Annotated in this window: 24 protein-coding genes; 12 read left to right on the top strand and 12 right to left on the bottom strand. The window is 69.1% G+C overall.

What is annotated here, in order from left to right; translation table 11 throughout:
• The first annotated feature begins 35 nt into the window (after positions 1-35).
• Together ACFQ9K_RS11480 and ACFQ9K_RS11475 are read left to right on the top strand one after the other, a co-directional pair.
• Entirely contained in the window at positions 36-1,094 is a 1,059-nt protein-coding gene (locus tag ACFQ9K_RS11480; protein ID WP_378723943.1) for a beta-ketoacyl-ACP synthase 3, read from the top strand.
• Positions 1,095-1,098: 4 nt separating this feature from the next.
• Entirely contained in the window at positions 1,099-1,806 is a 708-nt protein-coding gene (locus tag ACFQ9K_RS11475) for a lysoplasmalogenase (protein WP_378723945.1), read from the top strand.
• A gap of 59 nt (positions 1,807-1,865) precedes the next feature.
• Here ACFQ9K_RS11475 and ACFQ9K_RS11470 read toward each other — a convergent pair whose 3' ends face one another.
• The 3 genes from ACFQ9K_RS11470 to ACFQ9K_RS11460 form a co-directional block, all read right to left on the bottom strand.
• Positions 1,866-2,312, bottom strand: coding sequence for a hypothetical protein (locus ACFQ9K_RS11470; protein ID WP_378723948.1), 447 nt, complete (start codon positions 2,310-2,312; stop codon positions 1,866-1,868).
• 102 nt (positions 2,313-2,414) lie between these two features.
• Positions 2,415-3,068, bottom strand: a complete 654-nt coding sequence (locus ACFQ9K_RS11465; protein ID WP_378723951.1) for a LuxR C-terminal-related transcriptional regulator — start codon at positions 3,066-3,068, stop codon at positions 2,415-2,417.
• A complete protein-coding gene (locus ACFQ9K_RS11460; protein ID WP_378723953.1) occupies positions 3,065-4,450 on the bottom strand; it encodes a sensor histidine kinase in 1,386 nt (461 codons plus the stop codon). Before ACFQ9K_RS11460 ends, ACFQ9K_RS11465 begins: the two co-directional genes overlap by 4 nt.
• A gap of 92 nt (positions 4,451-4,542) precedes the next feature.
• On the opposite strand from ACFQ9K_RS11460, the gene ACFQ9K_RS11455 reads away from it, so the two are divergent.
• The 3 genes from ACFQ9K_RS11455 to ACFQ9K_RS11445 all read left to right on the top strand — a co-directional run bounded on the left by ACFQ9K_RS11455 (position 4,543) and on the right by ACFQ9K_RS11445 (position 6,922).
• Positions 4,543-4,878, top strand: a complete 336-nt coding sequence (locus ACFQ9K_RS11455; protein ID WP_378723956.1) for a DUF4190 domain-containing protein — start codon at positions 4,543-4,545, stop codon at positions 4,876-4,878.
• Between the two features lie 57 nt (positions 4,879-4,935).
• Positions 4,936-5,622: a TrmH family RNA methyltransferase gene (locus tag ACFQ9K_RS11450; protein WP_378723959.1), complete on the top strand. Its 687-nt coding sequence runs from the start codon at positions 4,936-4,938 to the stop codon at positions 5,620-5,622.
• A 214-nt stretch (positions 5,623-5,836) separates the two neighbouring features.
• Positions 5,837-6,922, top strand: coding sequence for a glycoside hydrolase family 76 protein (locus ACFQ9K_RS11445; protein WP_378723978.1), 1,086 nt, complete (start codon positions 5,837-5,839; stop codon positions 6,920-6,922).
• 25 nt (positions 6,923-6,947) lie between these two features.
• Here ACFQ9K_RS11445 and ACFQ9K_RS11440 read toward each other — a convergent pair whose 3' ends face one another.
• Together ACFQ9K_RS11440 and ACFQ9K_RS11435 are read right to left on the bottom strand one after the other, a co-directional pair.
• Positions 6,948-7,598, bottom strand: coding sequence for a DedA family protein (locus ACFQ9K_RS11440; protein WP_378723962.1), 651 nt, complete (start codon positions 7,596-7,598; stop codon positions 6,948-6,950).
• Positions 7,599-7,650: 52 nt separating this feature from the next.
• Positions 7,651-8,307: a DedA family protein gene (locus ACFQ9K_RS11435; RefSeq protein ID WP_378723981.1), complete on the bottom strand. Its 657-nt coding sequence runs from the start codon at positions 8,305-8,307 to the stop codon at positions 7,651-7,653.
• Between the two features lie 343 nt (positions 8,308-8,650).
• On the opposite strand from ACFQ9K_RS11435, the gene fbaA reads away from it, so the two are divergent.
• Complete coding sequence (gene fbaA, locus ACFQ9K_RS11430; protein WP_378723964.1) at positions 8,651-9,685, top strand: class II fructose-bisphosphate aldolase; 1,035 nt, start codon at positions 8,651-8,653, stop codon at positions 9,683-9,685.
• A gap of 34 nt (positions 9,686-9,719) precedes the next feature.
• Positions 9,720-10,838, top strand: coding sequence for a BTAD domain-containing putative transcriptional regulator (locus ACFQ9K_RS11425; RefSeq protein ID WP_378723967.1), 1,119 nt, complete (start codon positions 9,720-9,722; stop codon positions 10,836-10,838).
• Between the two features lie 13 nt (positions 10,839-10,851).
• On the opposite strand, the gene ACFQ9K_RS11420 is transcribed toward ACFQ9K_RS11425, so the two are convergent.
• The 3 genes from ACFQ9K_RS11420 to ACFQ9K_RS11410 all read right to left on the bottom strand — a co-directional run bounded on the left by ACFQ9K_RS11420 (position 10,852) and on the right by ACFQ9K_RS11410 (position 14,830).
• A complete protein-coding gene (locus ACFQ9K_RS11420) occupies positions 10,852-11,160 on the bottom strand; it encodes an excalibur calcium-binding domain-containing protein (protein WP_378723970.1) in 309 nt (102 codons plus the stop codon).
• Between the two features lie 63 nt (positions 11,161-11,223).
• Positions 11,224-12,297, bottom strand: a complete 1,074-nt coding sequence (locus ACFQ9K_RS11415; RefSeq protein WP_378723973.1) for a fused (3R)-hydroxyacyl-ACP dehydratase subunits HadA/HadB — start codon at positions 12,295-12,297, stop codon at positions 11,224-11,226.
• 214 nt (positions 12,298-12,511) lie between these two features.
• Complete coding sequence (locus ACFQ9K_RS11410) at positions 12,512-14,830, bottom strand: hypothetical protein (RefSeq protein WP_378983135.1); 2,319 nt, start codon at positions 14,828-14,830, stop codon at positions 12,512-12,514.
• 161 nt (positions 14,831-14,991) lie between these two features.
• On the opposite strand from ACFQ9K_RS11410, the gene ACFQ9K_RS11405 reads away from it, so the two are divergent.
• The 3 genes from ACFQ9K_RS11405 to ACFQ9K_RS11395 all read left to right on the top strand — a co-directional run bounded on the left by ACFQ9K_RS11405 (position 14,992) and on the right by ACFQ9K_RS11395 (position 17,349).
• Entirely contained in the window at positions 14,992-15,435 is a 444-nt protein-coding gene (locus ACFQ9K_RS11405; protein ID WP_378724769.1) for a DUF3151 domain-containing protein, read from the top strand.
• A gap of 110 nt (positions 15,436-15,545) precedes the next feature.
• Positions 15,546-16,649 (top strand): aromatic acid exporter family protein, encoded by a 1,104-nt coding sequence (locus ACFQ9K_RS11400; RefSeq protein WP_378724771.1) that lies wholly within the window; start codon positions 15,546-15,548, stop codon positions 16,647-16,649.
• A 106-nt stretch (positions 16,650-16,755) separates the two neighbouring features.
• Entirely contained in the window at positions 16,756-17,349 is a 594-nt protein-coding gene (locus tag ACFQ9K_RS11395; protein ID WP_378724767.1) for an imm11 family protein, read from the top strand.
• A gap of 267 nt (positions 17,350-17,616) precedes the next feature.
• On the opposite strand, the gene ACFQ9K_RS11390 is transcribed toward ACFQ9K_RS11395, so the two are convergent.
• The 4 genes from ACFQ9K_RS11390 to ACFQ9K_RS11375 form a co-directional block, all read right to left on the bottom strand.
• Entirely contained in the window at positions 17,617-18,483 is an 867-nt protein-coding gene (locus ACFQ9K_RS11390) for a glycosyltransferase family 2 protein (protein ID WP_378724765.1), read from the bottom strand.
• A gap of 226 nt (positions 18,484-18,709) precedes the next feature.
• Positions 18,710-19,573 (bottom strand): glycosyltransferase, encoded by an 864-nt coding sequence (locus ACFQ9K_RS11385; RefSeq protein WP_378724763.1) that lies wholly within the window; start codon positions 19,571-19,573, stop codon positions 18,710-18,712.
• A 122-nt stretch (positions 19,574-19,695) separates the two neighbouring features.
• On the bottom strand, positions 19,696-20,478 hold the full coding sequence (locus tag ACFQ9K_RS11380; RefSeq protein ID WP_378724761.1) for a site-2 protease family protein: 783 nt from the start codon (positions 20,476-20,478) through the stop codon (positions 19,696-19,698).
• Entirely contained in the window at positions 20,475-21,134 is a 660-nt protein-coding gene (locus ACFQ9K_RS11375) for a hypothetical protein (protein WP_378724759.1), read from the bottom strand. Before ACFQ9K_RS11375 ends, ACFQ9K_RS11380 begins: the two co-directional genes overlap by 4 nt.
• A 309-nt stretch (positions 21,135-21,443) precedes the next feature.
• Between ACFQ9K_RS11375 and ACFQ9K_RS11370 the strand changes: the two genes are divergently transcribed.
• Together ACFQ9K_RS11370 and ACFQ9K_RS11365 are read left to right on the top strand one after the other, a co-directional pair.
• Complete coding sequence (locus ACFQ9K_RS11370; RefSeq protein ID WP_378724756.1) at positions 21,444-22,733, top strand: adenylosuccinate synthase; 1,290 nt, start codon at positions 21,444-21,446, stop codon at positions 22,731-22,733.
• Positions 22,734-22,823: 90 nt separating this feature from the next.
• A complete protein-coding gene (locus tag ACFQ9K_RS11365) occupies positions 22,824-25,424 on the top strand; it encodes a LuxR C-terminal-related transcriptional regulator (protein WP_378724754.1) in 2,601 nt (866 codons plus the stop codon).
• The last annotated feature ends 71 nt before the right edge of the window (positions 25,425-25,495 follow it).

Genomic DNA, 25,495 nt, shown 5'->3' with positions numbered 1-25,495 from the left:
CGGTCAAGTTCTTCAAAGGTGAAGGGTCATCTCCAGTGGTGAGCATTGCAATCAACAAAAATCGCGACAACGTTGCGATGCTCGGTATCGGTGCCTATCGACCGCAGCGAATCGTCAGCAACGAAGAAGTGTGCGAAGTCCTCGACTCCACCCCGCAGTGGATCTTCGAGCGCACCGGCATCCAGACCCGGCGCTGGATCAGCGGCGACGAGACCCTGCAGTCGATCGCGGCCGCGGCCGGTGAGCGGGCGATCGTCAACAGCGGCATCGATCGGTCGAAGATCGGCGCGCTGATCCTGGCCACGTCGAGCTGGCTGATGCTGACCCCGCACGGCGCCCCGTCGGTCGCGCACGACCTCGGCATCAACGGGATCCCGGCGTTCGACCTGACCTCCGGCTGCGGCGGCTTCGGCTACGGCCTCGGCGTGGCGGCGGACCTGATCCGGGCCGGTTCGGCGGAGTACGTGCTGCTGATCGGCGCGGAGACGATGACCGTCGGCCTGGACCCGACCGACCGCGGCACCGCGATGATCTTCGGGGACGGCGCGGGCGCGGTGGTGATCGGCCCGGCCGAGGAGAACGGGATCTCGCCGACGGTCTGGGGCAGCGACGGCGAGAACGCCTCCGCGATCGCCCAGGACGTGAACTTCCTCGACTACATGGAGAAGGCGCAGGCCATGCAGGGCACCGACCCGGCGGTCGAGCCGATCGGCCGGATGTCGCTGCGGATGGAGGGCCCGCGCGTCTTCCGTTGGGCCGCGGTCACTTTGCCGCGCGCGCTGTCCACCGCGCTGGAGGTGTCGGGGGTGGCCAAGGAAGACATCGAGGTCTTCATCCCGCACCAGGCCAACGCCAGGATCAACGAGTTGATGAAGAAGAACCTCGGCCTGGCCGACGACATCCCGATGGCCAACGACATCGTGCAGACCGGCAACACCTCCGCCGCGTCGATTCCGCTGGCGATGGAGGAGATGCTGGTCACCGGCAAGGCCAAGGGCGGTCAGCTGGCGCTGCTGCTCGGGTTCGGCGCCGGGCTCAGCTACGCGGGCCAGGTCGTCACGCTGCCACCCAAGCCGGTCGAGCCGAGCTTCTGAAGTAATGCGCCTGTTCCGGGCCGGGTTTCTCGCCGCGGCCGCTGCCACCGTCTATGCCGGCGTCACCGGCAGGGAGAGGGTGCAGTGGGTCGCGAAACCCCTGATGATGCCGCTGCTGGCGGCCGATGTGGTGACCGAGGGGACCGATATCGAGCGCACGGATCGTGCGGTGCTGCTCGGTTCGCTCGGCGCCGCGACGCTCGGTGACATCCTGCTCATCGATCCGGACGACGATCGCCGGTTGATCGCCGGGGCGTCGTCGTTCGCGGTGATGCAGGCCGGGTACTCGGCGCTGTGGTTGCGCAAGGGCGCGCGGCCGCACGCCGAGGTGGCGGTGCCGCGGCTGGTCGCCTGGCTCGGCGCGGCGGTGCTGCTGCGCGCGAAGGCGCCGGGCGTGGCGATGCCGTTGACCGCGTACGGCGCGACGCTGGGCACCGCGGGTGTGCTGGCCTCGGATCCGGCGCTGGCGCCAGGGGCGAAATCCGTTGCGGGCGTTAACCTCCCCAACGCCGATCCACGCAGCCGATGGGGCCTCGGCGCACTACTGTTCACCGCCTCCGACGGCCTGATCGTGCTCCGCCGCCTGTTCGCGCGCACCGACCGCAGCCGCCGGATAACCGAGGGCATCATCCTCGCCACCTACGCCGCCGCCCAGTTCCTGCTCGCCGACCCCGCCGCCCACGCGAAAGCCGCTCAGCCGCACCACTCTTGATTCCCCGCACCGAAATTCGCCTGCGATTCTCGGTGCGGGACAGCAGAAGTGGTGCGGGGCTACAGCACCACGATGATCCGATCGCGATTCGCCGGATCGACCCGGATCGAGATCGTCTCGCCGACCGCGAGCCGCGGCTTGTCCGCCGGCGTCACGTCGAAAACGATTGTCCCCCGGTAACTTTCCGCCCCCGGGATGGTCAACTCCAGATCCAGCTCGGTCAACTCGGTGTGGTGGTCCGTCCGCCGTAACGGATGCACCCCGTGCACCGTCGCCCACCCCTCCAGCCCGTCGCGCCACAACCGCCGGTCCGCCTTGGACGGTCGCCCCGCCAGCATCATCCCGATTCCCACGCACGTGCCGAACACCCCGACCAACGCCACGATCTGATACGGCAACGTCCCCGGCGGCGTGTGCTGCACCACCCACCCGAGCCACACCCCGAGCACAACCAGGTACCCGGCGGTCACCCCGAGCACCGTACGCAAGATACGCCCGTGATCCATCCCAGCCTCCACCCCGACTGTCGGATCTCCAGGATAGGCGCGCGCCGACCCTGACGTGCGCAAATCGGCTCGCAGCCAGCTGATCGAAACGGGCGTTCGGTCTCAGCCCTTGAGCCGCAGCACCGCGAGGACGCGGCGGTGGTGGGTGTCCGACGGGGGCAGGTCGAGCTTGGTGAAGATGTTGCCGATGTGCTTTTCCACCGCGCGTTCGGTGACCGTGAGCGAGGTGGCGATGGCGTTGTTGGACAGGCCCTGCGCCATCAGCTCGAGCACCTCGCGTTCGCGCGGGGTGAGGCGGGTCAGGGAATCCTGCTGGCGGGACGCGCCCATCAATTGGCTCACCACTTCCGGATCCAGGGCGGTGCCGCCGGTGGCGACCCGATGGAGTGCGTCGACGAAATCGCGGACGTCGGCCACCCGGTCCTTGAGCAGGTAACCGACGCCGCTCGCGCCGCCGGCCAGAAGCTCGGTGGCATACCGGGTTTCGACCCACTGGGAGAAGACGAGCACGCCGGTCATCGGGTATTTGCGGCGCAGTTCGATGGCGGCCAGCAGGCCCTCGTCGGTGAAGCTCGGCGGCATCCGCACGTCCACCACGGCGACGTCGGGATTGTGCAGGCCCACCACGTCGCTCAGCGTGCTCGCGTCGCCGATCATGGCGACCACCTCGTGGCCGCGTTCGGTCAGCAGACCGGCGAGCCCGTCCCGCAGGATCGCGCTGTCCTCGGCGATCACGATGCGTAGTGACTCGGTCACCGCGAGCCGTCCTTCGGCAGCAGGATGGTCACCACGGTGGGTCCGCCGGTCGGGCTCTGCACGGTGAGGCTGCCGTCGACGGTGCACGCGCGGGCGGCCAGGCCGGACAGTCCGCTGCCCGCGGCGAGTTCGCCGGGGGCGGGTTGGAGTACGCCGCCGATTCCGTTGTCCCGCACGGTGACCGCGATGGTCCGCGAGTCCGTCGGCACCACCGAGATCCACGCCCTGGTGGCCTCGGCGTGCTTCACCACGTTGGTGAGCAGCTCGGCGACCGAGAAGTAGGCGATCGCCTCGACCGCCGGACTCGGCCGTTCGGGCAGGTGCACGCGCAATTCCACCGGAACCGAACAGCGCGCGGACAGCGTTTCCAGCGCCGGGCCGAGCCCGAGTTCCAGTGCGGGCGGGTGGATTCCGCGGACCAGCTCGCGCAGTTCGGTCAGTGCCTCTTTGGAGCTGGCGTGCGCGTCCGCGATCAGGTCGCGCGGGTCGCCGCCCGCGGACAACCGGTCCTCGGCCCGGCCCAGCGCCATCGCGATGGTGACCAGCCTGGCCTGGGTGCCGTCGTGCAGATCGCGTTCCAGCCGGCGCAGGGTGGCCGTCGAGTCGTCGACCGCGGCCTGCCTGCCCTGCTGCAATTCGATGATCCGCCGATCGCCCGCGGTCGCGGTCAGCAAGGCGAGCGCGAGCAGCCGGTGGATCCAGCAGACCGCGCGCAGCACCCAGGGCAGCAGGAAGCAGCCGAGCACGCCCAGCGCGGCGAAGCCGAGCACCCGCGGCCAGCTGTCGATGTAGAAGTCGCCGAACTGGGCCATCGAATGATGTTCCACGCCTTGGGCATCGACGTTGATCGGATCGAACAGCCACCACGCCAGCGGGGACAGCGCGACGAACCCCGTCATCGCGATGCCGAGCAGCACGAACCAGCCGACCGCGACGCCGAGCACGGCCTGCGCGAGCAGGTACAGCGCGGCCCGCCAGCTGGCCCGGTCGGTGAACGCGCCCTTGACGAAGCCGATCAGGCCCGGCTCCGGCCGGAACGGCGGCGGCGGGGTCAGCGGCGCGTCGAGCAGGTCCTTGGCCAGCGCCCGGTAGATCCGGGCCCAGGTCCGGCCGCCGAGCAGGATCACCGCCAGGATCGGCAGCCCGACGATGGTGAGGGAGATCACCAGGCCGCCGCCCCAGCCGACGTACATGTACGCGAGGGCGATGCAGCCGAGGACGAACACGGTGAACACGTAGACGAGTTCTTTCCAGGTCCTGGCCTGGAACGGGGCGCGTAGCACGGCGCGGGCCACCCGCCCGGCGGAAAGCCCGGCGGAACTCCCGGCGGGTGCGGGCGCCGGGTCGAGCACCAGGGTGGGTTCGACGTGTGTCTCGGTCATGGCTTCCATGGTTGTCGGCGTGGCGGCGGTGTTCGATGGAGCTGTCCGCCGAATGTGTGGTGTAGCCAGCTACACCAACTACCATCCTGCTGATGAGCTATCCGCCGCAGCAGCCGCCGTACGGCTACCCAGCCTACGGGGCCTACGGACCACCGCAGGAACACCCGCAGGCCACGATGATCCTGATCCTCGGCATCCTCAGCCTGGTGTTCTGCCAGGTCATCGGTCCGGTGGCCTGGGTGATGGGCAAGCGGGCGCTCAACGAGATCGACGCCTCCGGCGGCGCGCTGGGCGGCCGCTCGAACGTCATGGTCGGCTATGTCTGCGGGATCATCGCCTCGGCGCTGGCGATTCTCAGCATCGTCCTCATCGTGCTGTTCGTCCTGCTCGGCCTGGTCGGCGTCTGGAGCAGTACCAGCAGCTACTGACCGCCGCCGGTCCGGCCGCGTGATCGCGCGACCGCGGGCGGAATTAGCATCGTCGGAGTGAATCACCCAGTGCCGGACGCGGCGGAGCAGGACCCGGCCGGGCCCACCGAGTGGGGCGAGCACCCGCACGGCGTCGGCCCGTGGGCCACCGAGCACGCCGAGCCGCCGCCGGACGATCCCCGGCTCGACCCCGAACTGCTCGACGCGGGCGACCGCCGCAACGTGGTCGACGCCTACCGGTACTGGACGCGTGAATCGATCGTCGCCGACATCGACCGGCGCAGGCATCCGTTCCATGTCGCCATCGAGAATTTCGGCCACGACGCCAATATCGGCACGGTGGTCCGTACCGCCAATGCCTTCGCCGCCGCGGCCGTGCACATCGTCGGCCGGAAGCGGTGGAACCGCCGCGGCGCCATGGTCACCGACCGCTACCAGCACATCGAGCACCACGCGAGCGTCGCCGAGCTGCTGGAATTCGCCGCACGCGCGGAGCTCACCGTGGTCGCCGTGGACAACGTGCCCGGCTCGGTCCCGCTGGAGACCGCCGACCTCCCGCGAAACTGCCTACTGCTCTTCGGTCAAGAGGGTCCCGGCGTCACCGAGCACGCGAAAGACGCTGCGGCGATGACGGTTTCGATCGCTCAATTCGGCTCGACCCGCAGCATCAACGCGGGCGTCGCGGCTGGAATCGCCATGCACGCCTGGGTTCGCCAGCACGCGGACCTCGACGCCGCTTGGTAACGGACACGCCACTTCGCACCCTGTCGACCTGGTGCGAGTACAAATACACATCGCTTGTGTAACAAATCGGGCGCGGGAATCCGGGCTCGGCTGGCACCATTGACGCATGACCACGCGGAGGGCACAGGACCCGCGGCGCTCGACGCCGCGGTCGCTGGGTGAGCGCTCGGAGAGCGCCGTCGCGACGCCCGCACTGTGGTCCGAGCGGGCGGACATGGCCGAATCGGCGATCGTGTCCCGGCACCTGCGGGCACTGTGGGCGCTGCCGAGGACCCAGCTGGGCGTGGTCGGCTGGCCGGCCACCAAGCGGGAGCGGGCCTTCGGGTCCTGGCACTACTGGTGGCAGGCGCACCTGATCGACTGCGCGGTCGACGCGGCCAACCGGATGCCGACTCCGGTGCGGCGCAAGCGGATCGCCGCGATCGCCCGCTCGCATCGGATACGCAACCTCACCGGCTGGACCAACCGGTACTACGACGACATGGCCTGGCTGGCCATCGCGCTGGAACGGGCCGAGCGGACCGCGGGTGTCACCGAGGCGCGCAGCGGACTGATCGCGTTGGAGAAGCCGCTCTACGAGGGCTTCGATCCGGCGATCGGCGCCCTGCCCTGGCGCATCGGCTCGGACTATTACAACGCACCCGCGAACGGCCCGGCCGCCATCGCGCTGCTGCGGCTCGGCCGGACCGGGCGCGCCCAGGAGATCGCCGACTGGCTGGACCGGACGCTGCGCGATCCGGAGACCGGGCTGATCCTGGACGGAATCCACCTGCCCGCCGGTGAGATCGAGCGCCCGGTGTTCAGTTACTGCCAGGGCGTGGTGCTGGGCGTGGAAACCGAATTGGCCGTGCACACCGGTGAGCCGCGGCACGGCGAGCGGGTGCACCGATTACTCGCGGCCGTCGAAGCACACCTGACCACCAAGGGCATCGTCAGCGGGGGCGGCGGTGGCGACGGCGGGCTGTTCAACGGCATCCTGGCCCGCTACCTCGCGGTGGTCGCGCTGATGCTGCCCGGCGAGGACAAGGAACAGGAGAACGACCGACGCCTCGCGGCCGACATCGTCCGCGCCTCCGCGACGGCCGCCTGGGCCAACCGGCTCGAGGTCGAGGGCGAGCCGCTGTTCGGGCACGACTGGAGCAAGCCTGCGACGCTGCCCGGCGGCACCGCCGGGGCGGGCCGGTTCACCCCGGGCGGCTCGGTGACCTCGTCCCGGGTGCCCGAACGCGACCTGTCCGTACAGCTGTCGGGCTGGCTGCTGATGGAGGCCGCCTACCTGGTCAGCGCGGCGGGCCTGTAAGCGCAAGAGCCGGCCGCCCCCGGGTTCAGTTCTCCGGCTCGCCGATCCCGCTCGGCGAGGTCTCCAGCTCGAACTCCTCGGCGGGCTTGGCCATCTCCTGCCGGTAGTGCCGGATGCCGAGCACCGTCCCGATGATCAGCCCGAGCACCAGCGTGCCGATCACGATGGGCATCAACCACGGCACCCGATCGAGGAAGCCGCCCGCGTAATACCCGATGAGCAACAGCACCGGCGCCCAGATGATGGCGCCGATCGTGCTGGCGATGGTGAATTTGCGATGGTCCATGCCCGCCGCGCCCGCGACCGTCGGGCACAGCGTGCGCACCCAGGGAATCCAGCGGGCGACCAGCACGGCGACGAACCCGTGTCGCTCCAGCAGTTCGGTGACCCGTTGCAGGTTCTTCGTGTTGATATAGCGGCCGTTCTTGCGCGCCACCAGGCGATGCCCGGTCCGCGCCCCGATCACGTAACCCACCTGGTTACCCGCGATGGCGGCGAGCATCGTGCCCACCGACAACGCCCACACCTGCGCCTCGCCGGAGGCGTTGGACGCCATCACGATGCCCGCGGTGATCAACATGGAGTCGCCGGGTAGGAAGAGCCCGAGAATGACCGCGCACTCGATGAAGACAAAGGCAAGTACCACTGTCCAGACGAGCGCGGGCCCCGCTGACATCAACGGATCGAAATTGCCCACTGCTAGGGGCGAGGACGCCGCGATCACGAGCTCAGCGGGTCGGCTCGTTCGTCGAGACGGTCAGCTCGGCTGCTTGCCGGGCCGCCGGCTCCGCGCCACGATTGAGCAGCTTCTTCGCCACCGCGAAGATGCCGGGCAGGATCGAGATCAGCACGATGAGCAGGAAGATCGCCTCGACGTGGTCGCGGATGAAGGCGACATTGCCGAGGAAGTAGCCGAGCACCGTCACGCCGCCGCCCCACAGGATGGCGCCGACGATGTCGAACGCGACGAACTTGCGGTAGTCCATCTTGGACACCCCGGCGAGCACCGGCATGAAGGTGCGCACGATCGGCACGAACCGGGCCAGGATGATGGTCTTGGGCCCGTGCTTCTCGAAGAACTCGTGCGTCTCGGTCACGTAGTGCTTCTTGAAGAACCGGGTGTCCTCCTTGTGGAACAGCGCGGGCCCGATCGCCCTGCCGATCCAATAGCCGCTCTGGTCGCCGGCGAAGGCGATCGCGATCACGGCGGGCAGCAGCAGCCAGATCGACACCGGCGGATTCGTCTGCGCGGCGAGCAGGCCACCGGTGAACAGCAGCGAATCGCCGGGCAGGATCGGGAACAGCAGGCCGGTCTCGATGAAGACGATCACCAGGATGGCCGGGAGCACCGCGTTCTTGAGCCACGTCTCCGTGAGCAGGTGCATCGGGTCGAGCAACTCTTTGAGAGCGAGATTGCTCGTCACCGATTCTGTCGCTGCCAGCAGAATCACGCGGTCTCCTGTTCTGGATACGGCCGGCCTGATCGCTTGCCGTCGCATCGGGAAGCTGCCAGCGTAATTACCGGCCCCACAGTACCGGGTTCAGCTGAGAAACCCCGTGCTGTGCGCGAAACTACCCAGCGGTCACCTGCTGGTTCCGCGCGGACAACCGGCTGGTCACTCCGCGCGTCCCGGCACCGCCCTCCCTGGATACCAGGCGAAACACCGCTGTCCTAGTGTGGTGGCTGACAAAATAGGTCTTTGCCGCAACAATCACGGAGGTCTTACTGTGCCCATCGCGACTCCGGAGGTCTACGCCGAGATGCTCGGTCGGGCCAAAGCGCACTCCTTCGCCTTTCCCGCGATCAACTGCACGTCCTCGGAGACGATCAACGCGGCCATCAAGGGCTTTGCCGACGCGGGCAGCGACGGCATCATCCAGTTCTCCACCGGCGGTGCGGAATTCGGCTCCGGCCTGGGCGTGAAGGACATGGTGACCGGTTCGGTCGCGCTGGCCGAGTTCGCGCACGTGGTCGCCGCGAAGTACGACATCACCATCGCGCTGCACACCGACCACTGCCCGAAGGACAAGCTGGACGGATTCGTCCGGCCGCTGATCGCCATTTCGCAGGAGCGGGTGACCAAGGGTCAGGCGCCGCTGTTCCAGTCGCACATGTGGGACGGTTCCGCGATCCCGATCGACGAGAACCTGGAAATCGCCAAGGAACTGCTGAAGGCGTGCGCCCAGGCGAACATCATCCTCGAGGTCGAGATCGGTGTCGTCGGCGGCGAAGAGGACGGCGTCGAGGCCGAGATCAACGACAAGCTCTACACCTCGCCCGAGGACTTCGAGAAGACCATCGACGCGCTCGGCGCGGGCGAGAACGGCAAGTACCTGCTCGCCGCGACCTTCGGCAACGTGCACGGCGTCTACAAGCCGGGCAACGTGAAGCTCAAGCCCGAGGTGCTGGCCGAGGGGCAGCGGGTGGCCGCGGCCAAGCTCGGCCTGAGCCAGGACGCGCAGCCGTTCGACTTCGTCTTCCACGGTGGTTCCGGCTCGCTGAAGTCGGAGATCGAGGATTCGCTGCGCTACGGCGTGGTGAAGATGAACGTCGACACCGACACCCAGTACGCGTTCACCCGGCCGATCAGCGGGCACATGTTCACCAACTACGACGGCGTGCTGAAGATCGACGGCGAGGTCGGCAACAAGAAGGTCTACGACCCGCGCAGCTACCTGAAGAAGGCCGAAACCTCGATGGCGGCACGTGTCACCGAGGCATGCAATGATCTGAAGTCCGCGGGAAGGTCGATCAGCGCCTGACCCACTCATCAACCCACCGGGGGCTCGACAGCTCATGTGTCTGGATGTGCGCGTGCTCGGGCCCGTCCGGTTGCTCGTCGGCGGTGAGCCGGTGGCGGTCGGCGGGCCCAAGCCGCGGGCTCTGTTGGCCGCGCTCACCGTGAATCGGCGGCGCGCCGTGTCGTCGGCCGCGCTGGCCGACATGGTGTGGAACGAGGATCCGCCCGACTCCTACGCCGCCAGCCTGCAGGTGTTCGTCTCGAATATCCGCAAGGCGCTGCGTAATTCGGGCGTGGATCCGGCGACGGTGCTGCGCACCGAATCCTCCGGCTATCGCCTCGAGGTGGCCGAGACCGCCTGCGATCTCGGCCGCTTCGAGGCGACCAGGGAGGCCGGTAGCCGGGCCGCCGCGCTCGGCGACCACGCCGGTGCCGCACAGCTTTTCGGTGCCGCGCTGCGCGAATGGAGCGGCCGCGCGCTGGCCGATCTGAGCGGCCTGCAGTTCGCCGACGGCTTCGCCACCGCGATGGACGAGGAACGGCTCGCCGTCGCCTCCGCCCGGATCGATGCCGAAATCGCGCTGGGCCGCGCCGCCTCGGTGATCGGCGAGCTGGTCGCGATGACCGGCGAGCATCCGCTGCGCGAGCCGCTGTGGGGCCAATTGATCACCGCGCTCTACCTTTCCGGCCGGCAGGCCGACGCGCTGGACGCGTGCCGCCGGGTGCGGGCCGTGCTCGCCGACGAGCTCGGCATCGATCCGGGCCCGGCGCTGATCGAGCTCGAACATCGGGTGCTGCGCCAGGAACCGCTCGGCGCGGCCGAACACCGGCAGGTGGAACGGATGGCCGCGGCGATGACCGAGACGGTCACCGAGGCGCCGAGCACGGTGCGCAGCGGCAAGTTGCGCATGCCGGACGGCCGGGTGGTCCCGATCGCCCAGGGCGGCTTGCGGATCGGCCGGATGACCGACAACGATCTGGTGCTCGACGACCCGAAGGCCAGCCGGTACCACGCGCACATCATGCCGAGCCGGGCCGGGCTGCTGATCAAGGACCTGCACTCGGCCAACGGCGTCTACGTCAACGACGACCCGATCGAGAACGGCGCGCTGCTCGCCGACGGCGACCAGATCCGGATCGGGGCAACGATGTTGATCTTCCTGGCCGTGCAGTAGCGCCCGGCTTCGGTCAGCCGTTGCAGGCGATGCCGTCGCCGTCCTGGTCGAGGAACGAATTGAAGCGCGGGTCGCCGCGGTAGATCGTCCCGGCGCCCTCGGCGCGCACCTGATCGCAGTCGGTGTAGATCCTTGCCGAGCGCTTCTTCCGATCGTCGTCGCCCTTGCCGTCGCGGTCCGGTGTCGGCCACGAATCGTTGGGGCTGCTGATGACGGTGGCGGGGGCGGCGGTGGCGGCCGGCGGCACCAGGGCGAGGGCGCCGGCCACGAGACAGGCGGCGCCGATCGCCGGGGTCACGCGGCGCAGTACTGAGTTGCTCACGGTATCCATCCTGCGCCGAAATCGCGGCGCCGTGGGGTGTGGATTACCTGTGAAACCGCGAACTCAGGTCAGCCGGACCTCGGCGATGGCCCGGCCGAACAACTTTCGGCCCTCCGAGGTGCCGCCGAGCACCACGGTCGCGGTGCGGGTGCCCTGATCCAGCGACTTGATCCGGCCGGTGAAGTCGACCGTGCTGGCCGCGTTCGCCGCCACCGGGACGAAGCCGGAGAACCGCACGCTGAACTTCTCGATCGCGGTCGGATCGCCGAGCCAGTCGGTCAGGTAGCCGCCGGCCAGGCCCATGGTGAGCATGCCGTGTGCGACCACGGTCGGCAGGCCGACCAGCTGGGCGGCGTGGTCGCTGAAGTGAATGGGGTTGGCGTCGCCGGAGACTCCGGCGTAATTGGCCAGGTCGCCGCGGGCCAGCCGGAACGAACCGGCGGGCAGCTGATCGCCGACCGAGAGCTGATCGAAGTCGGGCAGCGTGTGCACCGGCGCGATCGCGCGATCCGCGGCCGGGGCGGGCAGGTCGCCGAGGCCGAGCGGGATCAGCGCCGAGCTGTCGTCCAATCCTTGGTCGGCCGTGGGGAATTCGACCACCTGGCCGTGCATCATGATGTTGTCCACCACGTCGGTGAGGCCCGGGTCCACCTCGGCGCCGCGGCGCGCCACGATGGTGGTGGAGCCGATCAGCGCGAGCTCGCCGTGCTGGTTGACCAGGGCGGAGCGGACCACGACGAAATCGTTGTCGCCGAACTGGCGGATCGACTCGATCAGGATCTCGCTGGTCAGCCGATCACCGGCGAGGATCGGCCGGTAGGCCTGGAAGACCTGATCGGTCTGCAGGATCTGGGAGAGGTCGTATTCGGTGAGCACCGATTCGAGCAGCGAGCGGGTGCCGGACGAGCCGATGACCGAGGCGAAGGTCGGCGGCGCGAGCACCCCGGCGTGGCCGAGCCGATGCGCATCGGATTCCTGATGATGCGCGCCGTGGTGATTCTGCACCGCCCGCGCGAATTCCCGGATCTTTTCCCGGCCGACCTCGTAGTGGTCCCGGACGCGAAACCGCTGCCCGGCCAGCGTCGCCGTTTGTTGCACGTCATCAATATCGAGCGCCATCGTCTGTTCCCTGCCCATGATGCGGCCACGCTACTAATGAACCGGACCGTTGACCAGCTGAGTGTGACCACCGCTACCGTCGATCGATATGGAATTGCTATCGAGTTTGCCTGGTCTTCATGTGCGGGCCCGAAATGCACTTTTACCGCCGAGTATCGGTGATGCGCAATGGCTATGAAACAGAAATAGGCTGCCCGGTGCGCGGGCAGCCTATTTCACGTTCGACGGTGTATTACTGGCCGCTGGTCGGCGGGTCGCACACCTTCCAGCCGTTGTCGGTCTGCTGGAGGTCGAAGGTGCGCGCCGAGCGCTTGTTCGGATCCGCCTCGGTGTAGACGGTGGCCTGCGCGATCGCGGTCTTGTCGGTGATCCGGACGGCATCGACCTCGTCCACCACCGGGATGGTGCGCCGGTCCATCGACAGCTGGTGCACGCCGGCGAACTGGTCCGCCGCGATGCCCTGATAGAAGTCGTGCAGCGGACCGCAGGTGGTGCTGCGCAGGGTGTTCAGGTCACCGGTCTTCAAGGCCTGTGTGTAATCGGTGATGGCGGCGCGCACCTTGGTCTCCGGCGAATTGTCCGTCGAGTTGACCATGACCGCCACGGCGACGCCGATCAGAACGACCACGACCACTGCGGCACCCGCCAGCGCGAGCAGCCACCGCTTGGAGCGGCCCGGCGCGGCCGCCGGTTCGACCGCGTCGACCGGCGCCTGCGCGGCGGGGGTGATCCGCTGCGGCGGGGCGATCGGGCGCGGCTGCGGCGGGCGCGGTCCGCCGAGTTGCTGCGCGGGCATGGTCAGCTGAGTGTCCGCGGGCGAGGGCGCGGTTCCCGGCCGGGGCAGGCCGGGCTGCGGCGGGGCCGGACGGGCGTCCTCGGCCGGTCCGCTCTGCGGCGGCGACGAAGGTCCTTGCAGGCCCGGCTGTTTCGGACCGGCGGCGGGGCGCGGCGTGGTCGGCGGCTTGGTGATCGGCACCCGGCCCGCGCCCGGCGTGACCCGGTCGGTGCCGGCCGGCTTCGGCGCGTCGGCGGGGCGCTGGACCGGCAGCGCGACGGTCTGCGCGTCGTCCGGCTTGATCACCGGCATGGCCATGGTCACGTCTTCGGACCCGGGCGGAGCCGGTGTGCTCTGGGCCGGGGTCTGCATCTTGACGGTGTCGGCCTCGGGGGCCGCGTCCTCGGCCGCCGCCGGGGTGGGGCGCTGCTGCACCCGCATCACCGTGGTCGGCGCATCACCGTCGGGGACGTCCTCCTTCGACGCCGACTGCGCCGGTGTGTCGGTGGCGTCGGGCTGCCCGGACGCGTCGTCTTGGGCCGCACCGGGTTTCGCTCCGCCGAACCAGGCGGATTTCGCCGCCGCGGTGCCCGGCGCCGCGGCGGCGCTTTCCTCGGCGGTGCTGTCCTGCTGGGGCGCGGCCGGTTCCGTGGTCGCCTTCGCGGTCGGCGTGGACTTCACCGGTGCGGCCTTGCCGGATGCCTTGGCCGCCTGATGATCGCGCAGGCCGCGCTTGATCGCCTCGGTCCTGGCATCGGCTGCGGCCGGGCCACTGGGAGTTCCGCTCTGGGCGGCACCGGCGGCCGGTGCGGCGGGCGTGCCGGGGCGAGCGAGGTCGGGCTCGGTCTTCGCGGCGTTGCCCGGTGCAGGGGTCTTCGGTTGTGCCGGAGCGGTTTTCGACTGCTGCGTGGACCGGTCGGGCGCGCTCGGGGTCGGCGGCTTCGTGCCCGCCGCGCCGGGCTGGTCCTTGGTGTCGCGTGCGATCGCCACGGTCTCCGCGGTCGCCGCGCCACCCTTTGCGATGTCGGCCACCACGTCGACGGGCTTACCTGGTTGCGCCGCAGCGGCTTTCGGCTCGGAGGGGGCGGACTCGGCCGGAGCCGCCGCGGCGGACTCGCGCTGCTTGCCGCGCTTGATCACCTCGGTCTCGGCGTCGGCCGCAGGCCCGTTCTTCTGGTCTGTCCCCGGCTTCGCGCTCGCGGCGGGTGACGCCTGCTTCACCGTCGCGTCCGCCGACCCGGGCCGGGCGCCGGACGGGCTCGCGGGCTGGGCCGGCGCGCTGACCTTGGGAATGGCATTGGGGTCTGCCGAACCGGGCTGTTGTTCCACCGCCTGCCCGGAACCCGCGGCCTGCCCGGAAGGCGATCCGGCCGGCTCGGTGGTGCCGGGCGCGGGCGAGGTCGCGGCGGGGGTATTCGCGGACGCCGCACCGGCATTCGGGCGCTGCGCCGCGGCACCGCCACCCGCCGCCGCGGGGTTCCCGGCAGCCTGGCCCGAGTTCGGGTTCTTCGACGCGGCCGCGCCGGCGTTCTCCGGCTTCGCGGGCTCCGCCGCGGCGGACTTCGCCGAGCCTTGGTCCGCCGAATCCTTGGCGGCCGCGCTCCCCGACGAACCGCGGCCGGCCGGAACGGGACGCGTGGGCGCGGCGGTGTCCGGACCGGAACCGGCGACCGGGTTACGTTCCGTGGTGGCGTCGGGGCGTGCGTCGGCACCGGCCGGGGTTGCCGGGCCGGCGCTCTCCCGCGCCGGGTTCTTGTCGTCGTTCGGGTCGGACACGCACTACCCCTCGCTCAGGCGGAACAGTTGAACTCGACGGCCAGCTTAACGGGCACACCCGGACGAAGCCCGACTTCAGAGCGCGCATGGCCGCGGCGACTGTTCCGCCGTTGTCCGGAGTGAATGCGGAGGTAATCGGACATCGGTGCACAATGAAGCCCATGACCTCGTTCGGTGATCTGCTCGGCCCGCAACCGGTACTCCTCCCCGAAATCCCCGACGCGGAAGAAGCGTTGCTCGACAAGGCCGATCCGGTGCGCGTCGCGGCCGACCATCCGTCGGCGTCGATCGCCTGGGCCTACCTGGCCGAGGCGGCGCTGACCAGGGGCGAAGCCCAGGACGAACCGGTGAATCACGACATCGTCGCCGCGTACGCGTTCGCCCGCACCGGCTACCACCGCGGCCTCGACCTGCTGCGGCGCAACGGGTGGAAGGGCTTCGGCCCGGTGCCGTGGAGCCATGAACCCAATCAGGGCTTCCTGCGCAGCGTCGGCGCGCTGGCTCGGGCGGCCAAGGCGATCGGTGAGACCGAGGAGTACGCGCGTTGCCTCGATCTGCTCGAAGACTGCGACCCGCGGGCCGCTGCTGAGCTCGGCCTCGACTGAGACGTGGTGAAGCAGTATCGCGAAGTGATTCCGTGGGGGGTGGTAGTCGGGTGACGGGTGGGCTCGACCTCAATATCCGGCCGCGGGTAGGAGTCGCCCGGGCGAGCAGCATGGATCGGCTGCGCGCCTCTTGGGCGCGCCTGCGGCTGTCCGCGTTGCCGATCCTGCAATGCGCGGTGGGCGCGGCCCTGGCCTGGTTCATCGCGCGCGAACTGGTCGGCCACCCGCAGCCGTTCTTCGCGCCCACCGCGGCCGTGGTGTCGATCGGCATCTCGTTCGGCGCGCGGCTGCGGCGGTCGGTGGAGCTGGTGGTCGGCGTGGCCGTCGGCATCGGCATCGGCGACCTGTTCATCACCCGCGCCGGCACCGGCGTGTGGCAGATCGCGCTGGTGGTCGCGGTCGCCATGGCGGCGGCGGTGTTCCTGGACGGCGGATCGATCATCACCATGCAGGCCGCCGGCTCGGCGGTGCTGGTCGCGACGCTGCTGCCGCCCTCGGCGGGCGGCGGCTTCTCCCGGATGATCGACGCGCTGGTCGGCGGTCTGGTGGGAGTCGTTGTGGTGGCGTCGATTCCGCTGCACCCGGTGCGGCGGGCGCGCGAGCAGGCGGCGGAAATCCTTGCGGTGATGAGCAAGTCGCTCACCGAGTGCGGCGACGGCCTGCTCGCGCAGGACCCGGACAAGCTGCGCGCCGCGCTCGCGGCGGTCCGTGCGACGCAACCGCAACTGGATTCGCTGCGCGCCACCCTGGAGGGCGGCAAGGAGATCAGCCGAATCTCCCCGCTGTACTGGAACTCTCGCGCCCGCCTCGAGCGGATCAAGGCCACCGCGGACCCGCTGGACAACGCGGTGCGCAACACCAGGGTGCTGCTGCGCCGCTCGCTCACCCTGGTGCAGGACGACGAGATACTCGACCCGCGCCTGATCGATGAGGTCGAACGGCTCGGTCAGGCCACCGAGGTGGTGCGCCGGATGATGCTCGCCGATCCCGGCGAGCAGCCCGACCAGGCCGAGGCCGCCCGCGTGCTGCGCACCGTCGCCAAGGAGGCGCGGCCGGAACTGGTTGAGGGCGCCGGACTTTCGGCCCACGTCGTCTTCGCCCAGACCCGCTCGATCGTGGTCGACCTGATGCAGGTCTGCGGGGTGAAGCGGATCTCCGCGATCGCACTGCTGCCGCCGACCGTGCCCAAGCCGTTCGTCACACCCGAGGACTGACTACTCGCGTCGGCGCCCGGCCGAACATGTCGGTCACTAGGTAGAGACTGATCGCCAGACCCGCACAGCGGATGTGTCGGCGACTGATCTCGGCTGAGGAGAGTGCATGAAGATTTACGTCGGAGCCCCCCGCGCAGGCTTCGAATGGGCGGTACCGGTCGACAACGACGACAACGAACGGCTGAGTTTCGACGGCGTTCCGAAGCTGGATTCCTGGCAGCCGATGGAGATGGAGTCGGTACGGGAGGAGGGCAGCGAGGCACCGTCGGATTTTCCCTGGAGCCTTTCCTCGACCCTGCTGTTGAAGGACCGGGCGATCGATGTCCTCGGTCCTGGACTCGGCGAGTTCGGTGAGCTGCTGCCCGCACGATTCTCCGGCTCGCGGCTCGCGGTGTTGAACGTCGTGAACGTCCTGGACGCACTGGACGAGGAGGCGTCCGAGATCGCCCGGTTCGAGTCCGGCGAGATCATGATGGTCGAGTCTCACGTGTTCCGCCCGGACCGCATTCCGGCTCGGGCCGTGTTCAAGATCCCGCAGGCGGTGTACAACGGCGATATCTTCTATACCGACGAGATCGTGCGCGAGTTCGAGGATTCCGGATTCACCGGCCTCTGGTTCAAGGCCTTGTGGGACACCGAGCGCGGGTCCTACGGACAGCGATGGGACGAGACGGTGCTCGAGGTCGATCGGCTCGTCTGAGTGCTGCCGCGGACCGACTACTCGCGTCGGCGCGGGGTCGGTCGTGGAGAACTTTGGGTAGTCCGCTACTCGTGTTCCGGGGGGCGCGCGCCCATACCTTGAAGAGGTGACCGCGATCGAACGAGGGGTGTCGCGGTCGACCACTTCGCACACAAGCGAACTGCCTGAACGGCCATAGGTGTGGTGGCCGGCGGGTTAAGGGCAGTTCGCCCGCTGCGAGGAGTGGAGCCGCCTGATCCGGGGTCCGGTCGGGCGGCTCTACGTTCGTCAGTCCCCGGATGCTGCCTCGCTCAGCGGGAACATCCTGGCCCGGCCCGGGCGGAGGGTGAAGCGCCGCCGGTCGAAGTCCCAGAATCGATAGATCGGCCACTGCACCGTGTGTGCCAGCCAGGCGCCGACGATGACGACCCGGTGGAACGGCAGCACCAGATAGCCCTGGTTGGTGATGGTGCGCAGGCCGCTCAGCTGGAACTGCCACCAGCGCCGCGGACTGGTCCGGCGGCGCCGCGCCGAGGTCTGCACCCGCATATCGATGAGCTGATCGATCGGCAAGCCGCGCTTGGTCAGGCACAGCGCCAGGTCGAGGTCGTCGATCACGTCCGGCCGGGTGACCGTGTCGTCGCGCACGTCCAGCCAGGCGGTGCGGCGGATGGCCATGTTTGGTCCGTGCATGTTGCCGACGCGGCCGCCGAGCTTGCCGCGCCGATCCTGCAGGTAGTAGCCGAATTTCAGCAGGAAGCCGACCGGTGAGTCGTAGTAGGTGGTGATGCCGGTGACCGCGGCGACCTCGGGATGCTCGGTCAGGTGCTCGCGGATGGTCGCGCCCCAGTCGGCCGCGACCAGGCAGTCGGCGTCGGTGCGGCCGATGAAATCGCCACGCGCCTTGTCGAATCCGGTGTTGCGGGCCCGGGCGACGCCGCGCTGCGGTTCGTCGACGAGCTCGACCTTCGGGTGGTCGAGGGCGTAATCGCTGACCAGTTCGCGGGTTCCGTCGTCGCTGCCGTTGTCGACCACGATGACCTCGTCGATCGAGTCCTGCGCGACGAGGCGGTCGAGGGTCTGCGTGATGCAGGCAGCCTCGTTCAACACGGGGATGACGATCGATAACACCGTCGCCCCATCGGGGGTGTTCATGCGGGGTGCTGCTCCAAATCTGGGTTCGGGCATGACTGAGTACCGCCGGGAGGGTCTGTTATCTGCCCAGAACAGACGCGCGGCTTGCGAGAGGAGTGGGTCGGACTCAGCCCTGAGTCCGGAAACGGCGCGCGGCACGAACGGGCCCGGCCCGCGCCGATCACTGTCTCGACCCTAGTTGTCTTGGTACTCAGACAGAATCCCCAATGCTTGGGGGCACCAACTGTCAGGTGGCGTCGACCTCGCCGACCGCGGAGACCCGGGCGGGTGCGGGGCGCAGCGTGAAGCGGCGGCGGTCGAAGTCCCAGAATCGATAGATCGGCCACTGCACGGTGTGGGTCAGCCAGGCGCCGACGATGACCGCGCGATGGAACGGCCGCACCTGGTAACCCTGATCGGTGATGGTGCGCAGGCCGGTCAACTGGAAGCGCCACCAATCGCGCGGGCCGGTCCGGCGACGCCGGGCCGAGGTCTCCGCGCGCATGTTCTTCAGCTGGTCGATCCGCAACCCGCGCTTGGTCAGGCACAACGCCAGATCCAGATCCTCGGCGACATCCGAGCGCGTGGTGGTCTCCGCCCGCACCGCGTGCCACGCGGAGCGGCGGATGGCCATGTTGGGTCCGTGCATGTTGCCGACCGGCCCGCCCAGCTTGCCGCGCCGATCCTGTAGGTAGAGGCCGAATTTCAGAAAGAAGCCGATCGGCGAGTCGTGATAGGTGGTGATGCCGGTGACGGCGGCGGTGTCCGGCTGCTCGGTCAGGGTGTGCCGGATGATCTCGCCCCAGTCCGGCCCGACCAGGGTGTCCGCGTCCGTGCGGGCGAGGAAATCGCCTCGCGCGCGGTCGAATCCGGCGTTGCGGGCCGCGGGGATGCCGGGTTCGGGTTCCTCGATGAGGGTGACCGCCGGGTGTTCGAGCGCGTAGTCACGGACGATCTGCCGGGTGCCGTCCTCGCTGCCGTTGTCCACGACGATGATCTCGTCGATCGCGTCCTGGACGACGAGGCGGTCCAGGGTGCGCACAATGCCTTTCGCTTCGTTCAATGCGGGAATCACGACGGACAGAACCGTCGCCGGGGCGGTGTTGGTCATGGAAATCCTGCTCCAACGTCTGCTATACGACGATCGTGGTCACTACCGATCTCGTACGGCTGAATACCCCATTCCGCCCGAATTGATCATCGAGTCCCGCGGGCGGTCGACGGTGCGCCGGGTCAGGTCCAGAAACGGGTCAGGAAACTGCCGTAACGTGACCAATTGGACGGCACCCCAGATACTTCGAACAATGCGTACACCGCGTCGAAGAAGACTTGGTTGATCGCAGGGGTGAACAGCAGCGCGAACAGGATCAACATGCCGAACGGCTTGAACTGATCGAGCGCGCGTCGCGTCTGATAGCTGAGCGAGGGTTCGAGAATTCCGTAACCGTCCAGTCCCGGCAAGGGGATCAGGTTCAGTAATGTCGCCGTGATCTGCAAGAAGGCCAGGAAGCTCAGCCCGAACCAGAGCGCGGGATGCGAACTCGCGGTGCCGAATACCCGCACGATCACCAGCAGCAGCACCGCGCACAGCGCGTTCACCGCCGGGCCCGCACCGCTGATGATCCGCTGCGTGCGCGGCGAAAAGTTGTGCGTGTGCACGTAAACCGCGCCGCCGGGCAACCCGATGCCGCCCAGCGCGATGAACACCATCGGCAGCACGATGGACAGCAACGGATGGCTGTACTTCAGCGGATTCAGCGTGAGGTACCCGCGCAGTTCGACCTCGCGATCGCCGGCCCGCCAGGCCATGAACGCGTGCGCGAATTCGTGCAGGCACAGCGTGATGATCCAGCCGAACACCACGAGCACGAACACGCCGACCTTGGCCCGGGTGGAGTCCACCTCGGCGTCCCAGGCCAGTCCGCCGCCGAGCGCGGTGAGGACGACCACCAGCAGAAAGATCGGGCTCGGCCGGATCGCGCGGGCGCGGCGTTCGGCGGAGAAGCGGTCGGTCATCGGACCAGCAACCAGGGCTCGTGATGCCGGTAGAAGCTCGACCGGGGCACCGTCCGCTCGGTGCGGATGCCGTCCCTGGTCACCACCGCGCCCGGCGTGCCGAGCTGGGCGGCCCGGCCCTCGACCCAGCGGCGCTTGCGCATGCCCTTGGGCGCGGCGGCGCGCACGCCGGGCTGGTGCAGCGTCGGCGAGACCAGCATCGCGGTGACCTTGCCGGAGAACAGTTGCACGTCGTCCACGTAGGCCTCGCCCTCCAGCTTCTCGTCGGCCACGCCGGTGATCCTGGCCCGGCCGACCAGCACCTGGCCGGTGTCGTCGCGGATCAGCGGCACCGGGGTGGCCTTGCCGTCGATGGCTCGCTTGGCCGCGGCATTGCCGGTGCCCGTCTGGTAGGCGCGGGAGCCATAGGTCTTCTCGACCGGCACGTAGCCGATCTCCACGTGCAGCCGTTCGGTGCGCATCAGGTGGGTGAGCACGGTGGCCAGCGCCGCGTCGTCGCCGAGCACGATGAGCCGGGGAAGGCTGTCGGCGGCCAGCACGGGCAGCAATTCGTCGATCTCGGTGGTATCGGGGACGGCAGCCGTCGAACTGGTCGGCAGCGCCGCGAGGGCGATAGGTACCGGTGCGCCGTCGCAACGGAGAACGTGGGTACTCAAACTGCCGTACACCCTCCTCGGTTCGAGCCGACACTCCGTCGGGCCCTTCGCCAGTTCCGCCGAACCCTGCCCGGTCCCGACGGCTGCAACCATAGCCCCGCACGGCCCCGGCCACAGGGTGTCGAGCCGCTAATCAGCCTACGCAGAGATGCGGTCCCATGCCGCCGCCGACGCGTCTACTAGACTGTGCTCCCGGCCACCGCCTCGACACGGCAGTAGCTGCAACGCGGGCGCTCATCGCGCCCCGCCGGTCTGTTTCCGGCTGCCATCGCTCAGGGCGTTGCACGTCGAACCGTAGGAGATACAACCATGCCGGCAATCGTCCTGATCGGCGCCCAGTGGGGCGACGAGGGTAAGGGCAAAGCTACCGATCTGCTCGGTGGCCGGGTGCAATGGGTGGTCCGATACCAGGGTGGCAACAACGCGGGCCACACCGTGGTGCTGCCCAACGGCGACAACTTCGCCCTGCATCTCATCCCGTCCGGCATCCTCACCCCCGGCGTGACGAACGTCATCGGCAACGGCGTCGTGATCGATCCCGGTGTGCTGCTCGAGGAGCTGGCCGGGCTGGAGGATCGCGGCGTCGACACCTCGGGTCTGCTGCTGTCCGCGGACGCGCACCTGATCATGCCGTACCACGTGGCCATCGATAAGGTCACCGAACGCTTCCTCGGCAATAACAAGATCGGCACCACCGGTCGCGGCATCGGCCCCTGCTACCAGGACAAGGTCGCCCGGGTCGGCGTCCGGGTGGCCGATGTGCTGGACGAGAAGATCCTCACCCAGAAGGTCGAGGCCGCCCTGGAGTTCAAGAACCAGGTGCTGGTGAAGATCTACAACCGGCGCGCGCTCGACCCGCAGCAGGTGGTCGACGAGGTGCTGGCCAAGGCCGAGGGCTTCAAGCATCGCATCGCCGACACCAGGCTGAAGCTGAACGTCGCCCTGGAGAACGGCGAGACCGTGCTGCTGGAGGGTTCGCAGGGCACCCTGCTGGACGTCGACCACGGCACCTACCCGTACGTCACCTCGTCCAACCCGACCTCGGGCGGCGCGGCGGTCGGCGCGGGCGTGGGGCCGAACAAGATCAACGCGGTGCTCGGCATCCTCAAGTGCTACACCACCAGGGTCGGCTCGGGTCCGTTCCCGACCGAGCTGTTCGACGAGTTCGGCACCTACCTGGCCAAGACCGGCGGCGAGGTCGGCGTCACCACCGGCCGGGCCCGGCGCTGTGGCTGGTTCGACGCGGTCATCGCCCGCTACGCGACCAGGGTCAACGGAATCACCGACTACTTCCTCACCAAGCTGGACGTGCTCTCCAGCCTGGAGACGGTGCCGATCTGCGTCGCCTACGACGTAGACGGCGAGCGGGTCGAGCAGATGCCGACCACGCAGACCGGGTTCCATCACGCCAAGCCGATCTACGAGGAGATGCCGGGCTGGTGGGAGGACATCTCGGGCGCCCGCACCTTCGAGGAGCTGCCCGCCAACGCGCAGGCGTATGTGCTGCGGCTGGAGGAGCTGTCCGGTGCGCGGATCTCCTGCATCGGCGTCGGGCCGGGTCGCGATCAGACCATCGTGCGGCACGACGTGCTCGGCTGAGACCGGAAAGTTATAGCCCCGCTGAATGATTGTGGCCGTTCGTCGTTCGATGGGTGGGTTACATGATCGGTTACATCTAGAGTAAGAGCTATGGCTCGGAACTGGCCGATGGTCGAGCGCGTGACCGAGTTCGAGGCGATCCGCGCGGCCCTCACCGGCACGGAACACGTCGGCACGGTGCTCACCGGTGATGCCGGTGTCGGTAAGACAACGCTGGCCAGGCAGGCGACCGCTGCGGTCGGCGGCAATATCCGCTGGGTGGCGGGCACCGAATCGGCGCGCAGTATTCCGCTCGGGGTGTTCGCCCACATGGTCGGCGTCTATACGGCGCATGATCCGGTGACGTTCATGTCCGCGGCCAGGGAGGCGCTGCTCGCGGACGGGCACACCATCATCGGGGTCGACGACGCGCATCTGCTCGATCAGCTGTCCGCGACGCTGCTCTTGCAGCTGGCCATCGACAAGGCGGCGCACATCGTGGCCACCGTGCGCAGCGGGGTGCCGGTGCCCGACGCGGTGACCTCGCTGTGGAAAGACGGCCACCTGCTGCGCATCGATCTGAATCCGTTCACCCAGCGGCAGAGCGTCGACCTGGTCGAGTCGATGCTCGGCGGGCAGCTGGAGGGGTTCACCGCCAACCTGATGTGGGAGTCGTCCGGCGGAAACGCGTTGTTCCTCAGGCATTTGGTGGAGGGCGCGCTGGAGGCGGGCTCGCTGCGCCAGGTGAACGGTGTCTGGCAGCTGCGCGGGCGCGCGGCGGTGACCTCGGAACTGGCTGCGCTGCTGGAGGATCGGGTCGAGCAGCTACCCGACGACGTGCTGCATGTGCTGGAGCTGCTCACCTTCTGCGAGCCGATCGACCTCGACGTGCTGTCCGAGCTGTCCGGCGAGGAGGCGGTGGAATCCGCCGAAACCCGTGGCGTCATCCGGGTTGTCGAGAACGGGCACCAGCTGTCCGTGCGCTACAACCATCCGCTGTTCGGCGAGGTGATCCGGCGCAGGCTGGGGATCGCGTCGGCCCGCCGGTTGCGTGGCCGGCTGTATTCCTCGCTCAAGGAGCGGCCGATCAACTCCGCCGCCGACCGGATCCGGCTGGCCGAATTGGCTTTGGACAGCGACAAATCCGCCGATCTCGAGCTGTTCGAGGCGGCCGCCGCAGACGCCATCGGCCTGGCGAACCTGCCGCTCGGCGAACGTTTCGCGCGGGCGGCGGTGGAACGTCGCGGCGGGGTGGAATCGGCCGACCTGCTCGCCAGGGCGCTGCTGTGGCAGGGCCATCGCATCGAGGCCGAACGCACACTGGCCAGCTTCGACCCGGATCAGCTCACCGAGGTGCAGCTGGCCCGCTGGGGTAGCACCAGGGTGGCGAATCTGCTGTGGGCCATGGGCGATGCCGATCAGGCCGACCAGGTGCTGAAGCTGGTGCGCGGCAAGGTCGAGCACCCGAAGATCGCGGCCATTCTCGACGGGCTGGCCTCCGCCTGCGCGGTCAACGAGAACCAGATCGACATCGCGATCACCGAGGCGGAGAAGGTCATGGCGCTCAACGGCGCACCGGCCTGGGCGATCTGGTGGGCGTCGTTCGGCGGTGGGCTCGCGCTGACCCTGATGGGCAAGGGCGCGGCCGCGCTGGAGTACGCGGCCCGTGGCCACGCGGTGGAGAGCGAGATCGACGGGCTCAACCGGTTCATGTCGACGCACGCCGAGGTGCTCGCGCTGTTGCTCACCGGCGACCTCGAGGCCGCCCGGCATTGTGCCACAGCGTATTTCGGCTACTCGGCGCCCGGCCAGTATCTGGCCTGGGGCATGTCGAAGATCCTGCAGGGCACCGTCGACGTGGCGCAGGGGCATTTCCCGGACGCCATCGAGAACCTGGAACAGGCGTTGGCCGCGCTCGCCGCCGAAGGGGCGGCCGCATGGATGTTTCCCGCGAGAATCCGTTTGGCCGAGGCGTATTCGGCGCTCGGCCGATCCACCGAGGCGGCCGAGGCCATCGCGGAGGCGACGGCACGCGGCGGCAGGCACAGCGCGGTCTACGAGCCACAGCTCGAGATCGCGCGGGCCTGGCATGCCGCCGCGGAGGGCACCGTCACCCCGGCCATCCGGCTGGCGATGAGCGCGGCCGACGCGGCCGCCCGGTCGAACCAGCACGCGATCGAGGCCATGGCGCTGCACGCCGCCGCCCGCTTCGGTGAGCAGTCCGTGGCGGGCAGGCTCGCCGATCTCGCGGCCAGGGTGGACGGCAGGCTGGTGCAGGCGCAGGCCAAGCACGCGGTCGCGCTGGCTGCGCACGACGGGCCCGGACTCGATGCTGCCGCAGCCGAATTCGAACGGATCGGGGCATTGTTGTCCGCGGCCGACGCGGCCGCGCAGGCGGCGTCCGCGCACGAGCGCGCGGGCGACCGGCGCCGTCTGCTGGAGTCCGCCGCCTCGGCCAATCGTCTGGCCGCGGCCTGCGGCGGCGCCAGCACCCCCGCGCTGCGGCAGGCCGCCCAGCCGTTGCCGCTGACCGCCCGCGAGCGGGAGATCGCCAACCTTGTGGCGGCCGGGCTGTCCAACCGGCAGATCGCGGACCGCCTCACCGTCTCCGTACGCACCGTGGAAGGCCACCTCTACCGTGCCTGCATCAAAATGGACGTCACCGACCGCGAATCCCTCGGCGCACTCATGCGCGGCGAGTCCGCCGGCTGAGTCGCTCCCGCACCACTTCTGATCTCCCGCACCGAGAATCGCATGCGATTTCCGGTGCGGGAGATCAGAAG

The sequence above is a fragment of the Nocardia sp. NPDC056564 genome, assembly GCF_042793755.1.
Classification (GTDB): Bacteria; Actinomycetota; Actinomycetes; order Mycobacteriales; family Mycobacteriaceae; genus Nocardia.
This window is presented reverse-complemented; position numbering and strand designations above follow the sequence as displayed.